The following is a 13403-nucleotide window of genomic DNA, read 5'->3' as shown; positions in this document are numbered from 1 at the left end:
CCCCGCCGAGGTCGCGACGACTTCGGCGGGGCCTGCCGGTCAAGGTGCGTGCGGAAGGCGCAACAGCGCGTCCTGTGCGTAGGACGCCACGAGGGAGCCGTCCGCGGTGAAGACGTCGCCTCGCCCGTGGCAGCGGCCGTGGGCGAGGAGCGGCGCGTGCTGGCGCAGCAGCAGCCAGTCGTCGACGCGGACGGGGCGGTGGAACCACACGGTGTGCGAGGTGACGGCCGAGGTGAACGCCTTGCCGGCGTCCTGCTGGCCGATGCCGTCGACCGCGCGCAGTGCGGTGCCGATCAGGGTCAGGTCGGTGACGTACGCGAGCAGCGCCGGGCCGAGATCCGCCTCCACATGGGGGGTGCGCATCCACAGGTCCAGCTCGGCAGGCGCCACGCCCGGGGAGTCGAGGTCGGCGCTCGCACGGGTCTCCCAGGGCAACAGCTCGAACTCCACGCGGTGCTCCGGCCCGAGGACCACCGGCACGGGCGCCGTGAACTGGTGCTCCATGCCGGGCTCGACCCGGTGCAGGGACACGGCCGCGGTGGCGATGACGCCCGCGCTCTGGCGCGCGGTGAGGGACCACGTGGCGAAGGTGTTGCCCTCCTGGACGCGGGTCGCCTCGTAGTGGACGGGCTCGTCGCTGCGGCCTGCGCGCGGGAAGAGGACGTGCAGGGACTTCACGGCCTTGTCCGGACCGAGCCGCTGGGCGGCCCGGACGAACTGGGCCAGGAGCTGGCCGCCGAACAGGCGGTGATACGCGAGCTGCTGGTTGGTGCCTTCGAAGGCCGGTGCGGCGGCGTGCGGCAGAGGCCGCAGGTCGAGGCAGGCGAGAAGGTCGCTCCACAGGTCCGACATGCGGCGAGTGTAGGGGAGTTACGCGCAGATGAGAATGGCGTTCTCGGCGCTGGGTGGACGTGGTGCTTCAGGTCCTCGTTCCGAAGCCGCCGGAGCAGAACGCCCACACTTCGTCGGCGGTGAGCGGCCGTGGCGCGGGGCCGTCCGGATTGACGCCGATGGCCGACTGCGACAGGAACATGGTCGTCTGCATCAGCATCGCCGCCGCGCGCCGGGGTCGCATGCCGGAACGCAGCCCGCCGGCCGCGTCGACCCCTTCCATCAGGTCGGCCAGGACTCCCAGCACCGGAGCGTGCGCGAGCCGTACCTCGTCGGGGTGCGTGAGCAGTAGCCGCGGTGCGAACTCGCTGAACAGAGGGTGCAGGTCACCGGGGCCCGGGCGGCACATGGCGAACAGCAGCCGGGTGGCCGCCTCCAGGCGCGCCACGGGCCCTTCGGCGGCTCCGGGCCCCGAAGTGGCTGCGCGCAGTGCGTCGCCGGTGCGGCTCAGAGCGTCCTCGAAAAGGGCGAGCAGCAGTTCGTGCTTGCCGTCGAAGTGCTGGTAGAAGCTGCGCAGCGACTGCCCCGAGCGGTCGACCACCTCCTGCACCGTGAAGTCCGTGGTGCCCTTGTCGGCCATGAGCTCCTGAGCCGCGTCCAGGAAACGCTGCACCCGCTGCTCGGCGCGCTGTTTGGTCGCCCGGGTGGAGCGCTCGACCGCGCGCTGCTTCCATGTCGGTTCGGTGTCCGCCGGGCCCGTTTCGAGGGAGATCTCCGGTTTCATGAGGGGAGGCTACCCCGCTCTGCAGGGATGAGACTATTACTTTCCTATGGAGAGAACGTTATTATCACCCCCGTCGGAGCGGCCCGCCTGGCTCGGTCGTTCACGGACATCCGGACCAGGAGGCGACGATGCTCTTCGAGTTCGACGACGACCAGCGGTTGTGGCAGAAGTCCGTCCGCGAGGTCCTCGCCAAGGAGTGCACGCCGGCGCTGGTGCGCGCTGTCGTCGACGCGGACGGTGACCCGGAGCCGCTGTGGCGCACGTACGCGGACCTCGGCTGGACCGAACTCGTGGATCCGGCGCAGACGGTGGAACTCGCCATCGTGCTGGAGGAGTTGGGCCGCGCGACCGACCCGACGCCCTATCTCGCCACGCTCACCCAGTTCGCCCCCCTCGTTCCCGTAGGCCTGATCGCCCCCCGGGAGCCGGGCGCCGCGGTCGTCGAGGGCGTGGGGGCCCGGCGTGAGGGCCGGGTCTGGTTCCTCGACGGCCGCGCCCGCCACGTCCTGGACGGCGACCGGGCGGAGTGGTTCGCCGTGGTCACCGATGAGGGAGTCTTCCTCGTGCCCGCCGACGAGGTGCGGGCCGTACGGACACCGGCGCTGGATCCGGTCCTGCACCTCGCGGAAGTGAGTTTCTCGCAGGTGCGCGTCACCCAGGACGCCCGGGTCGGTGCCGCGCCCCCACCGCACGCCCACGATGTGGGCCTCACTGCCATGGCCGTCACCATGGTCGGCGCGTGCCGCCGCGTGCTCGACCTGGTGCTCGAACACGCCCGTACACGGCGCCAGTTCGGTACACCCATCGGCTCCTTCCAGGCCGTACAGCACAAAGCCGCCGACATGCATGTGGCGATCGAGAGAGCCCACGCACTCGCCTACCACGCCGCACTGACCATCGCAGCCGACGACCCGGACCGGCCGCTCGCGGCGGCCATGGCGAAGGCGGCGGCGGGGGAGTGCCAGGCGCTCGTCTTCCGGCACGGCATCCAGCTGTTCGGCGCGATGGGCTTCACCTGGGAGAACGACCTGCAGTTCGCGCTCAAGCGGGCCAAGGCGGGGGAGCTCATGCTCGGCGGTGCGGCGGCGCACCGGGCCCGCATCGCCGAACTGATCACCTACAATCATCGCGACGCGGGAGGCACAGGCGCATCATGCAGCTGACCTTCGACACCGAAGTGGAGGCGTTCCGGACCGAGTTCACGGCCTTCCTCGACACGCATCTGCCCGCCGAGGCCGATACAGCCGAGCGCTCGCACTCCACCGCGGACGTCCCCGCATGGGCCCGGCGCTGGCAGCGGCTGCTCTTCGACGAGGGCTGGCTGCTGCCCGGGAATCCGCCGGAGTTCGGCGGCCGGAACGCGACACTGATGCAGAGTTACGTCCACCTGGAGGAGCTCTCCCGGCGCCGCATCTATCACAGCTTCAACCCTCAGGGCCTCGGCATCATCGCCGCCTCCCTGCTCACCTTCGGCACCGACGAGCAGAAGCGGCGCTGGGCCGTGCCGATCCTGCGCGCGGAGATGACCGCGGCCCTCGGGATGAGCGAACCGGGCGCCGGCAGCGATCTCGCCTCCCTGAGCACCCGCGCCGAACTCGCCGCAGACGGTGGCCAGTTCGTCGTCAACGGGCAGAAAGTGTGGACATCCGGCGCCCACGACGCCGACGTGCTGCTCACCTTCGTCCGCACCGACCCCGACGCGCCCAAGCACAAAGGCATCAGCTGCCTTGTCATCCCCACCGACAACCCCGGCGTTACCCGACGCCCCTTCGGCTCCCTCACCGCCCCCGACGACCTCGACTTCAACGAGGTCTACTTCGACGACGTCCGCGTCCCGGCACAGAACCTCGTCGGCCCAATGAACGAGGGCTGGCGCGTCGCGGGCGGCTCGCTCGGGCATGAACGCACCCTGCTGTGGCTCAGCTTCAGCGACCGCATGGACGAACTCCTGCGCGACTTCCGCCCGCTCACCGACCTCGACAAGGACTGGTACGCCACCCTCGCGATGGACGCCCAGGCCCTGCGGCTGCTCGGCCTGCGGGCCCTGGCGCGCGCCGCCCGCGGCGAACAGGACGTACCGGCCCTGTCCGTACTGAAGCTGCTCGGCTCGGAGGCGGTGCAGAAGGCCGCCGAACGCGCCCTCGAAGCGGCAGGACCGGACGGTCTCGCGCACCCGGCCACCACCGCCCCGTACGCGTACATGCACTGGGAGGACTTCGCTGGCAGCTGGTTCCAGCGCTATGCCCGCACCTTCGCCGGCACCATCGCCGGCGGCACCTCCGAGATCCAGCGCACCATCGTCGCCGAGCGCGTGCTCGGCCTGCCCCGAGGCTGAGGAGCCGATACGTGAACATCCTGTACGAGGTGAAGGACCGCATCGCGACCCTCACCCTCAACCGCCCCGAGGTGGCCAACGCACAAAACGCCGAACTGCTCGACGAACTCGACGCCGCCTGGACCCGGGCCGCCGAGGACGACGAGGTGGCGGTGATCGTCGTACGCGCCGAGGGCAAGCACTTCTCCGCCGGGCACGACCTCAACGACCGCTGGCCCTCGCCCGACGAGATCACCCTGGAGTGGATCTACAGCGCCGAGAGCCGCCGCTATCTCGACTACACACTGCGCTGGCGCAATGTGCCCAAACCCTCCATCGCCGCGGTGCAGGGCCGCTGCATCGCGGGCGGTCTGATGCTCTGCTGGCCCTGCGACCTGATCGTGGCGGCCGAGGACGCGCTGTTCTCGGACCCGGTGGTCACGATGGGCATCGGCGGCGTCGAGTACCACGGCCACACGTGGGAGCTGGGTCCGCGCAAGGCCAAGGAGATCCTGTTCACCGGGCGTCCGCTGACCGCCGAGGAGGCGGAGCGGATCGGCATGGTGAACAAGGTCGTGCCGCGCGATCAACTGGACGCTCAGACACGGGAGCTGGCCGAGCGGATCGCCGCGATGCCGTCGTTCGGGCTGCGGCAGGCCAAGCGGGCCGTGAACCAGACGCTCGACGTGCAGGGCTTCCACGCCGCCGTCCAGTCCGTCTTCGACATCCACCAGACCGGGCACGGAAACGCACTGAGCGTCACCGGATACCCGATTCTCGCTCGGCTCGAGGAAATGAAACAGAAGCTGCGCTGAGTCACGCACCCCGCGAAGGAGCCCCGTCCGTGCCTCGCATCGAACCCCTGCCCGTCCGTTCCTGGCCCCCCGAGATGCGCGCCGCCCTCGCCTCCCTGACCCCGCCGAACCCGCGCCACCCCGCACCCGTGTCCGAGGGCCGCCCCAAGGCCCTGAACGTGCTCGGCACTTACGCGCACCACCCCGAACTCGCCCACGCCTTCCTCACGTTCAACGGCCACATCATGCGCGCCACCACGCTCACCCCGCGCCAGCGCGAGCTGCTTGTCCTGCGCGTATCGGCACTGCGTGACTGCGCCTACGAGTGGTCCCAGCACGTCGTCCAGGCCGGAGACGTGGGCCTGACCGCGGAGGAGGTGCACCGCATCGGCCTCGGCCCCGACGAACCCGGCTGGGATCCGCAGGACGCCGCCCTGCTGCGCGCGGCCGACGAACTCGTCGTGGACGGTGCGATCGGAGAGAAGACCTGGGGCGAACTCGGTTCGACCCTCGGCACGCAGCAGTTGATCGACCTCATCTTCACCGTCGGCGCGTACGAGACGATCGCCTACCTCATGCGGTCCTTCGCCCTGGATCTGGACGACGACCTGCCCACCACAGCCATCCCGCACGCGCCCCGCCGCCCGGAGGAACCGTGACCGTCGCCTTCACCCCCATCGCCCCCGAGATCGGCGCGCAGACCACCGGCCTGTCCGGCACCCGTCTCCTCGAACCCGACGCGGTGGCCGCGCTGCGTACCGCCCTGGCCGAACGCGGCGTTGTCGTCTGTCGCGGAGCCGATCTGAGCGACGCCGAGTTCTCCGTGCTGGGGCGGCAGTTGGGCGAGGCCGTCGTCCCGCCGATGGGCGGTGACGCGGCCCATCCGGAGATCGACACCATCACCCTCGATCCGGCCAGGAGCCAACTCGCCGAGGTGCGCCGCGGCACCTTCTTCTGGCACATCGACGGCACCCGCGACGAGACCCCGCAGAAGGCCACCGTCCTGCTCGCCCGGCAGGTCGCCGACGAGGGCGGCGACACCGAGTTCGCCACCACCTACGCCGCCTGGCGGGCCCTGCCCGAGGACGAGCGCAAGCAGCTGGCCGACCTGCGGGTGGTGCACAGCTTCACCGCCGCTCAGCTCCTGGTGAACCCCGATCCCTCGCCGAAGGAGCGAGCCGCCTGGGACCGGATCCCCAGCCGCGAGCACCCCCTGGTGTGGACGCACCGCGACGGCCGCACGTCGCTCCTGATCGGCGCCACGGCCGAGCGGATCGTCGGCATGGCCGAGAAGGAGAGCCGTGAACTCCTCGACCGCCTTCTCGACTTCGCGACGCAGGAGCGCTTCACCCTGCGCCACAGCTGGCGCCCCGGCGACCTCGTGCTCTGGGACAACACCGGCATGCTGCACCGCGCCCTGCCCTACGAGCCGGCCTCGCTGCGACTACTGCGGCGCATCACCTTCGCGGGCGAGGAGCCGGTGACGGCATGAGCGGCGACGAGGAGCTCCTGGCACGGCTCGAGCGCCAGGTCCGAAACCTGAACGACCGGCAGGAGATCCTGGACTGCGTCGCCCGCCACGCGCGCGGACACGACCGGTTCGACGCCGATCTGCTCACGGCCGCCTACCACCAGGACGGTGTCGACGAGCACGGTGCCACGGTCAACTCCGGGCCCACGTACGCACAGTGGGCCAACATGATCCACGCCAAGTCGGCCGAGCTGCACACCCACAACATCACCACGCACCTCTGCGAGATCGACGAGGACGGTGACACCGCGCACTGCGAGAGCTACGTGCTGGTGGGACTCCTCTCGCACGACGGCAGGACCGCGCAGTTGATGAGTGGCCGCTACCTCGACCGCCTGGAGCGCCGCGACGGCACCTGGCGCATCGCCGTACGCCGCTGCACGGTCGACCTCGCGCTGTCCGCCGACGCGTCCGTCCTGCGTACGCCCTTCTTCAGGGAGCAAGGCTTCGTCAAAGGCACCCGCGACCGCGACGACCTGTCCTACCGCAGGCCGCTGACCGCGGAGGACGACCCGGGACAGACACCGGTGACACGATGGTGAAGGGGGCACGGCCATGCGGATCGGTCTGACCGGAGGCGCCGCCACCGTCGACGGCATCGTGCGCCAGGCCGAGGAAGCGGAACGTGACGGCTTCCACGCGCTGTGGTACGCCAGCGCTGTGGCGGGCGACCCGCTGGCCGCCATGGCGGTCGCCGGCCGCGCCACCACCGGCATCGAGCTCGGCACGGCGGTGCTCCAGACCTACCCCTGCCACCCGGTCCTGCAGGCGGGCCGCGCGGCCTCCGTCCCGTACGCCATGGGCAGGCCGGGCTTCACGCTCGGCATCGGACCGTCGCACCGCCCGTACGTGGAGGGGGCACTGGGGCTGTCGTACGACGGGGTGGGGGCGGCCACCGAGGAGTATCTGCGCATCCTCACGGCGCTGCTGCGCGGCGAGCAGGCCGACGTCACCGGCGAGCACTGGTCCGCGCACACCTCGGCGCCGCCCTCGCTGCCCGCCGGGGGCGTGCCGGTCCTGCTCGCGGCGCTCGGCCCGCGGCTGCTGCGGGTGGCGGCAGAGTGCGCGGACGGGGTGGTGCTGTGGATGGCGACGGCCGAGGCCATCGACGCCCATGTCGCGCCACGCCTGCACAAAGCGGCGACGGCCGCGGGCCGCCCGTCCCCGCGCATCGTCGCCGGGCTTCCGGTGGCCGTGCACGATGACCCCCGCGAGGCGCGCACCGCGGCGGCGGCCACGGCGGCGGCGTACGACGGCCTGCCGAATTACCGCCGGATCCTGGAGATCGGCGGCAAGGCGTCACCGGCCGAGGCGGCCGTTATCGGCGACGAGGATTCCGTACGAGGACAGTTGGTCGCCCTGGCCGACGCGGGCGCGACCGACCTGTGGGCACACATCGTGCCCGTCGGCTCCGACCACGACAGCCGCCGCGCCTCAGCCCACCGCACCCGCGGCCTGCTCGCGGAGCTGGCCGCCGAGCGCAGCTGAACAGACCGCACGCTGCTGGGATCAGGTCAGGCCAGATCAGTTGAGCAGCGGCACGATCTGTGGCAGATCCGCCGTGGTCCGTATGCCCGCCGGTGCCTCGCACACCCACGGCACCGCATTGACCGCGCGGTTGGCGGTGTAGGACGGGTAGACCGCGGGCGCGTCCTCGGCGGCCACGGGAAAGCGGATGGTCACGTCGAGCGGGGCGTCGCCGTCGACCGTCAGGCGCCAGCCCGTGTCCCTCAGGTCCCATGACCGGTCGAGGTCGGTGGTGCAGTACCAGGTCGCCCGGAACCGGAGGACGGGCCTTCCGCGGTTCAGCCAGGCGACCGTGATCCGCTGCGCCGCGACCGTGCCCGCCTCCAGAATCCCGGCGGCGATCGAGGTGCGCTCCCGTGCGTACGCGAACTCGCCCTGGACCTCGGCCTGTTCGACAGGAAGTCCGAGGGTGTCGGCCACCAGACGCAACGACGGTCCGAAGCTCGCGCGCAACGACGCGAGCCGCTGCTCGTCGAACGTCCCCTCGTGGCCGCCGAACCCCATGACCTCGAAGAGCAGCCCGGGGGAGTCGCGCCGCGACAGGTCGGCGAACTCCTCGATGAGCAGCCCGTCGAGGCGCCGTTGCAGCGACGCGAGGACGAACGGCAGCGCCTCGGTGACGAAGCCGGGGCTGCTGCCGGTGCTGTGGATGCTGGCGCCGCCCTCGTCGCAGGCCGCCTCGACACTGCGCCGCAGCGGCTCCTCCATCGCGTCCGGGTAGTGGAAGTCGGTGCGTGTGGCGACGATGTTGATCCCCGCCGCGAGCAGCGTGCACACGGCGTCCGGGTCCAGCTCGCGCGGTGTGTACAGCACGCAGTCCGGCTTCAGCGCGAGTACGTCGTCCAGATGGGTGGTGGCGCGTACGCCGAGCGGCGCGAGACCGCACAACTCTCCGGCGTCGCGGCCGGACTTGGCGGCGCTGTGCACCAGGACCCCGACGACGTCGAGGCGGGGGTGCTCGACCGCCGCGCGCAGGGTGCGGCTCCCGATGTTCCCGGTCGCCCACTGCACCACGCGGTACGCGGCCGTGCTCTTCGGTTCACTCATGACGAGAACGTTACTCTCAATGAGGGAGAACGGTAATACTGCAGGCGTCCGGGGCGCCTCGCGGCCGATGTGCATCCGTCGGAACTCGTGTCAGGTTCTCGTGTGCGAGTAGTTGCCTTGCCCAATTCGAGAATGTAGTTTCCGTCGCGGCTGACCCCTCGTACCATCCGGCCGTGCTCCATCGGACACCGGCGTCCGATTCCCCGAGGAGGACCCCTTGAGAAGGCTGCTCATAGGCGTGGTCACCGTGCTCGCGGTGCTGCTCGCCGGCTGTTCCACCCGCTCGGGCTCGACCGGCAGTGAACCCGAGGAGACCCGCGACGCCACCCAGAACGCACCGTCGGCCCAAGGCGCCGACTTCGGCACCCTGAAAGACGTGTGCGGCAAGGGCGATGCCAAGCCCGGCACCGCCCAGGGCGTGACCGACACGGAGATCAAGGTCGGCGTCTTCACCGACATGGGCTTCAACAAGAACTCCGAAATGCCGGACGCGGCCAAGGCGTTCACCTCCTGGTGCAACGAACTGGGCGGCATCAACGGCCGCAAGCTCGTCCCCGTCATCCACGACGCGAAGCTCATGGAAGTCCGCCAGCGCATGCAGCAGGCCTGCAAGGAGGACTTCGCCCTGGTCGGCGGCAGCGCCGCCCTCGACGGCATGGCCGTCAAGGACCGCCTCGGCTGTCTGCTCCCCGCCTTCCCCGCCCAGTCGTCCCTCGCCCCCAGCATCGGTTCCGACCTGCAGGTGATGTCCGCCGGACCGTACTCGGCGTACTTCCAGTACGGCGGGTTCTACAACTGGCTACTGAAGGAGAAGTTCCCCTCCTCGGCCCAGGACGTCGGCATCATCTCCGGCGACAGCCCGGTGACCAAGGTGATCGGAGCGCAGTTCGAGGAGTCCATCGCCACGCTCGGCGGCAAGGTCTCCTACTCCGACCTCTACCCGACCGCCGGAGTCGCCGACTGGACCCCGTACGCCCAGGCCATCAAGAACAAGAAGGTCAAGGGCCTGGTCTTCCTGGGGCAGTTCGACCAGCTCGCCAAGTTGGAGCAGGCGCTGACCAGCATCGGCTACGCCCCGGACTGGATCGACTCCAACAGCAACTCGTACAACCAGAACTTCATCGATCTGGCCGGCTCGGCGCTCGGGACCCAGCACAACTACGCGGAGCTGTTCGCCACGCACCCGCTGGAGGGGGGCTCCGACAGCGAGGCCATCAAGCAGGTCAAGGCACTCTTCGAGAAGTACGCGCCGGGCAAACCCGTCACCTACCCCGCGCTGCGGGCCTTCTCCGCCTGGCTGCTCTTCGCCACCGCGGCCCGCGACTGCGCGGAGCTCACACGCAAGTGCGTCTACGACAACGCGCTGAAGCAGACCGAGTGGACCGCCGGCGGCATCCAGGCCCCGTTCGACGTGAGCAAACAGGACGTCCCGTCCAAGTGCTACACGATCGTCGAGACCACGCCCGAGGGATGGAAGCCCGCCGACTTCACACCGGACAACGGTCCCTACCGCTGCGACGCGCCCGTCGTGAAGTACAAGGGCCGGTACGGCGCGCCGGCGCGGCTCGCCGACGTCGGCAAGTCGATGGACGACCTGAAGTGACCGGCCGACGGCGCCACTTGACCTGGCTCGTACACCCGTACTGGCCGCTGGTCATCCGCGTGGCGCCGCCGAGCAGGCGCCCCGCCCGCTGGGAACTGCGAGGAGGAGACCCCGTGACGCCGACACCTTCACCGCCGGGTGCCCGGACCAGGACGGGCGCGTGATGGAACAGTTCCTCACCTTCGGTGTGGTCGGCCTGACGACGGCCGCGATCTACGCGGTCGTCGGCAGCGGCCTGGTCCTCACCTACACCACCGCCGGAGTCTTCAACTTCGCGCACGGCGCGTCCGGCATGCTCTCCGCGTTCGCCTACTGGCAGCTCGCGTTCGGCTGGGGCTGGCCGGTACCCCTCGCCCTGGCCGTCGTCCTGCTCGTCCTCGCGCCGGCCTTCGGCCTGTTCGTCGAGCGGGTCCTGATGCGACCGGTGCAGGCGCTGGGCGAGGCGGAGCGCCTGGTGATGACGGTCGCCCTGCTCACCGGGGCGATCGCACTGGCCCGCTGGGTCTGGGATCCCAACACCGCACGCCCGCTGCGCCCGTTCTTCGCGGACGAACCCGCCATCAAGCTGGGCCTCGCCGTGATCACCGGGCACCAGCTGCTCACCCTGGCCGTGGCCGCACTGGTCGCCGTCGGTCTGTGGCTGCTCCTCAACCGCACCCGCGCCGGCACTGAGATGCGCGCCTGCGTCGACGACCGCGCGCTCGCTTCTCTCACCGGCGCCTCCCCGCAGCGGGCCGGCCGCCTCGCCTGGATCCTCAGCACCCAACTCGCCGCCCTCGGCGGCATTCTGATCGCCCCGACCGTCGCCCTCGACGCCGCGCAGCTGTCGCTGCTCATCGTCAGCGCGTACACCGCCGCGGTCTTCGGCCGACTGCGCAGCCTCCCGCTCACCTTCCTCGGGGCGCTGGTCGTCGGCTGCCTGGAGAGCTATCTCACGGGCTACCTGCCGCAGAACGACTACCTCCCCGGCCTGCGGCTCGCCGCCCCCGCCCTGCTGCTCTTCCTCGCGCTCCTGCTGTTCCCGCACCGCCGCCTGCGCGGCCGCGACCGTCGCCTGGTCCGCGTGCCGCTGCCGACCGCGCGCGGCAGTGGCGTCTTCGCGGCGAGCGTCGTGCTGTTCGCGGTGTTCCTGGTGACCGTCCTGGACGACGAGGGCCTCATCTCGTACGGGCCGATCTTCTCGCTCGGCATCGTCGCACTCTCCTACGTGCCGCTCGCCGGGTACGCCGGTCAGATCTCCCTGTGTCAGCTGAGCATCGCGGGGATCGGGGCCGTGGTGTGGGGACACCTGGGAGCACAGGGGCAGTTGTGGGCGCTGTCCGTCGCCGTCCTCGTCGCCGGCGTCGTCGGGGCGCTGATCGCCATTCCGGCACTGCGCCTGTCCGGCATCTATCTGGCCCTCGGCACGGCCGCCTTCGCCGTGATCCTCGACCGCTGGGTGTTCACCCTCCCGTCGTTCGAGATCCTCGGCGTCCGTATCGCGCTGTTCGATCAAGGGTCCGTGGAAGCGGCGGGACCGAACCTGTTCGGTTGGCGCCTCGATTCGGACACCGAACTCCTGCTGCTCGCCGCCGTGTTCCTCGCGCTCGCTTCCCTCGCCGTGGCGTGGCTGCGGCGCGGCAGCTTCGGCCGGAGCCTGATCGCGCTGCGCGACAGCGAAGCCGCGTACGCCACCCTCGGCGGGCGTCCTCTCGCCTCGAAAGTTCTGGTGTTCGCCCTGTCCGCGGCGATCGCCGGTCTCGGCGGCGCGCTCTACGGGATGCAACAACGCACCGTCACCGCCGAGCAGTTCAACCTCGTCGCCAACCTGCCGATCTTCCTGGTCGCGGTGATCGGCGGCCTCGGCGCGGTCGGCACCGGACTGTTCACGGGCATCGCCTTCGTGGCGCCACCGCATCTGCTCGGCCACTTCGGGGACTGGGCGCAGGACGTCTCCACGCTCATGATCGCCCTGGCCGGCATGGGCCTCGCACACAGCCCGGGCGGCATCGCCCCGCGCTTCAGGGCCGAGTGGGCACCGCTCGCGCGTGACCGGCTGCTCCTGCCGGTCACCGGTGGCGTACTCGCCGTGCTCTGGGCCTTGTACGCGAGCGACCTGATCGGCGGCGCGTTGTTCCTGCTCACCGCCGTGGCGGTCGGCACCGCGCTGCGCGTCCGCGCCACCGCACGGCTCCAGGGCCCACGGCCCGTGCCCGACCCCGTCGAGTGGTGGGGCCTGCGGCGACCGTGGCGGACCGAGGACCGGGAGGTGATCGCGCGTGGCCTTGCTGGAAGCAAGTGACGTGACCGTCGCGTTCGGCGGGAAACGGGCGCTCGACGGCACCGGATTCGCCGCCGAGGCGGGCCGGATCACCGGGCTCATCGGGCCCAACGGGGCCGGCAAATCAACCCTGTTCGACGTCGTCTCCGGACTGCGCCGACCCCAGACGGGCCAGGTCCGCCTCGATGGCCGGGACATCACCCGGCGCACCCCGGCGCAGCGGGCCCGCAAGGGCATGGCCCGCACCTTCCAGCGCCTCGAACTCTTCGGCCGGCTCAGCGTCCGCGACAATCTGCGCGTCGCGGCCGAACTCGGCCCACGACGCCGCGAAGCGGACCGCATCGCCGACCAGATCCTGGAACGCGTCGGCCTCACCGCGGACGCCGCCACCCTCGCCGACGCCCTGCCCACCGGGGCCGCGCGGCTCCTCGAAGTCGGCCGAGCGCTGGCCGGCCGGCCGCGGGTGCTGCTCCTCGACGAACCGGCCGCGGGCCAGGACGCCGAAGAGACCCGGCGTTTCGCGTCGCTGCTGCGGGACGTCGCGGGCGAGGGACGCGCCGTGGTCCTCGTCGAGCACGACATGAGCCTCGTGATGAGCGTCTGCGACGAGATGTACGTACTCGACCTCGGCAAAGTCGTCGCCCACGGCACGCCCGAGGAAATACAGCAGGACCAGACGGTCCTGGCGGCCTACCTCGGGGAGGCGTGAGCA

General features: G+C 70.9%; 13 protein-coding genes. 10 read left to right on the top strand and 3 right to left on the bottom strand.

The features are described 5' to 3' along the window. Positions 1 to 39: 39 nt before the first annotated feature. Together ACIBJB_RS06870 and ACIBJB_RS06865 are read right to left on the bottom strand one after the other, a co-directional pair. Positions 40 to 852 (bottom strand): acyl-CoA thioesterase, encoded by an 813-nt coding sequence (locus ACIBJB_RS06870; RefSeq protein WP_398927273.1) that lies wholly within the window; start codon positions 850 to 852, stop codon positions 40 to 42. Between the two features lie 67 nt (positions 853 to 919). Continuing rightward, positions 920 to 1615: a TetR/AcrR family transcriptional regulator gene (locus ACIBJB_RS06865; protein WP_398927271.1), complete on the bottom strand. Its 696-nt coding sequence runs from the start codon at positions 1613 to 1615 to the stop codon at positions 920 to 922. Between the two features lie 128 nt (positions 1616 to 1743). On the opposite strand from ACIBJB_RS06865, the gene ACIBJB_RS06860 reads away from it, so the two are divergent. Genes ACIBJB_RS06860 through ACIBJB_RS06830 form a run of 7 tightly spaced genes read left to right on the top strand, consistent with a single transcriptional unit; the run spans position 1744 to position 7742 of the window. Then, a complete protein-coding gene (locus ACIBJB_RS06860; protein WP_398927269.1) occupies positions 1744 to 2778 on the top strand; it encodes an acyl-CoA dehydrogenase family protein in 1035 nt (344 codons plus the stop codon). Continuing rightward, positions 2769 to 3950, top strand: a complete 1182-nt coding sequence (locus ACIBJB_RS06855) for an acyl-CoA dehydrogenase family protein (protein ID WP_398927267.1) — start codon at positions 2769 to 2771, stop codon at positions 3948 to 3950. Before ACIBJB_RS06860 ends, ACIBJB_RS06855 begins: the two co-directional genes overlap by 10 nt. An 11-nt stretch (positions 3951 to 3961) precedes the next feature. Next, positions 3962 to 4744, top strand: coding sequence for an enoyl-CoA hydratase (locus ACIBJB_RS06850; protein WP_398927265.1), 783 nt, complete (start codon positions 3962 to 3964; stop codon positions 4742 to 4744). Positions 4745 to 4773: 29 nt separating this feature from the next. Next, positions 4774 to 5382, top strand: coding sequence for a carboxymuconolactone decarboxylase family protein (locus ACIBJB_RS06845; protein WP_398927263.1), 609 nt, complete (start codon positions 4774 to 4776; stop codon positions 5380 to 5382). Next, positions 5379 to 6215, top strand: a complete 837-nt coding sequence (locus ACIBJB_RS06840; RefSeq protein WP_398927260.1) for a TauD/TfdA dioxygenase family protein — start codon at positions 5379 to 5381, stop codon at positions 6213 to 6215. The genes ACIBJB_RS06845 and ACIBJB_RS06840 overlap by 4 nt, the downstream gene beginning before the upstream one ends. Then, the gene (locus tag ACIBJB_RS06835) at positions 6212 to 6796 is read left to right on the top strand and encodes a nuclear transport factor 2 family protein (RefSeq protein ID WP_398927258.1); all 585 of its coding nucleotides are present in this window, start codon (positions 6212 to 6214) and stop codon (positions 6794 to 6796) included. The genes ACIBJB_RS06840 and ACIBJB_RS06835 overlap by 4 nt, the downstream gene beginning before the upstream one ends. A 13-nt stretch (positions 6797 to 6809) precedes the next feature. Next, positions 6810 to 7742, top strand: coding sequence for a TIGR03564 family F420-dependent LLM class oxidoreductase (locus tag ACIBJB_RS06830; protein ID WP_398927256.1), 933 nt, complete (start codon positions 6810 to 6812; stop codon positions 7740 to 7742). A gap of 36 nt (positions 7743 to 7778) precedes the next feature. Here the strand turns inward: ACIBJB_RS06830 and ACIBJB_RS06825 are convergent, their stop codons facing one another. After that, positions 7779 to 8828 carry a dihydrodipicolinate reductase gene (locus ACIBJB_RS06825; RefSeq protein WP_398927254.1) on the bottom strand — a complete coding sequence of 350 codons (1050 nt, stop codon included), beginning with the start codon at positions 8826 to 8828 and terminating at the stop codon, positions 7779 to 7781. A gap of 217 nt (positions 8829 to 9045) precedes the next feature. Here ACIBJB_RS06825 and ACIBJB_RS06820 point away from each other — a divergent pair, with 217 nt between their 5' ends. From ACIBJB_RS06820 to ACIBJB_RS06810, 3 genes are all read left to right on the top strand, one after another. Continuing rightward, positions 9046 to 10431 (top strand): ABC transporter substrate-binding protein, encoded by a 1386-nt coding sequence (locus ACIBJB_RS06820; protein WP_398927252.1) that lies wholly within the window; start codon positions 9046 to 9048, stop codon positions 10429 to 10431. A gap of 163 nt (positions 10432 to 10594) precedes the next feature. Next, positions 10595 to 12712, top strand: a complete 2118-nt coding sequence (locus ACIBJB_RS06815; RefSeq protein WP_398927250.1) for an ABC transporter permease — start codon at positions 10595 to 10597, stop codon at positions 12710 to 12712. Continuing rightward, complete coding sequence (locus tag ACIBJB_RS06810) at positions 12690 to 13400, top strand: ABC transporter ATP-binding protein (protein WP_398927248.1); 711 nt, start codon at positions 12690 to 12692, stop codon at positions 13398 to 13400. Before ACIBJB_RS06815 ends, ACIBJB_RS06810 begins: the two co-directional genes overlap by 23 nt. Positions 13401 to 13403 lie beyond the last annotated feature (3 nt).

It is taken from the genome of Streptomyces sp. NPDC050759, assembly GCF_044456945.1.
Classification (GTDB): Bacteria; Actinomycetota; Actinomycetes; order Streptomycetales; family Streptomycetaceae; genus Streptomyces.
The sequence above is the reverse complement of the archived record's forward strand: the minus strand, read 5'-3'. Positions and strand labels throughout refer to the sequence as shown.

Bases quoted from the DNA above. Each gene is read 5' to 3' on its own strand.
- ACIBJB_RS06815 (WP_398927250.1), top strand. From the start codon at position 10,595: ATGGAACAGTTCCTCACCTTCGGTGTGGTCGGCCTGACGACGGCCGCG.
- ACIBJB_RS06825 (WP_398927254.1), bottom strand. From the start codon at position 8,828: ATGAGTGAACCGAAGAGCACGGCCGCGTACCGCGTGGTGCAGTGGGCG.
- ACIBJB_RS06860 (WP_398927269.1), top strand. From the start codon at position 1,744: ATGCTCTTCGAGTTCGACGACGACCAGCGGTTGTGGCAGAAGTCCGTC.
- ACIBJB_RS06855 (WP_398927267.1), top strand. From the start codon at position 2,769: ATGCAGCTGACCTTCGACACCGAAGTGGAGGCGTTCCGGACCGAGTTC.
- ACIBJB_RS06870 (WP_398927273.1), bottom strand. From the start codon at position 852: ATGTCGGACCTGTGGAGCGACCTTCTCGCCTGCCTCGACCTGCGGCCT.
- ACIBJB_RS06830 (WP_398927256.1), top strand. From the start codon at position 6,810: ATGCGGATCGGTCTGACCGGAGGCGCCGCCACCGTCGACGGCATCGTG.
- ACIBJB_RS06835 (WP_398927258.1), top strand. From the start codon at position 6,212: ATGAGCGGCGACGAGGAGCTCCTGGCACGGCTCGAGCGCCAGGTCCGA.
- ACIBJB_RS06865 (WP_398927271.1), bottom strand. From the start codon at position 1,615: ATGAAACCGGAGATCTCCCTCGAAACGGGCCCGGCGGACACCGAACCG.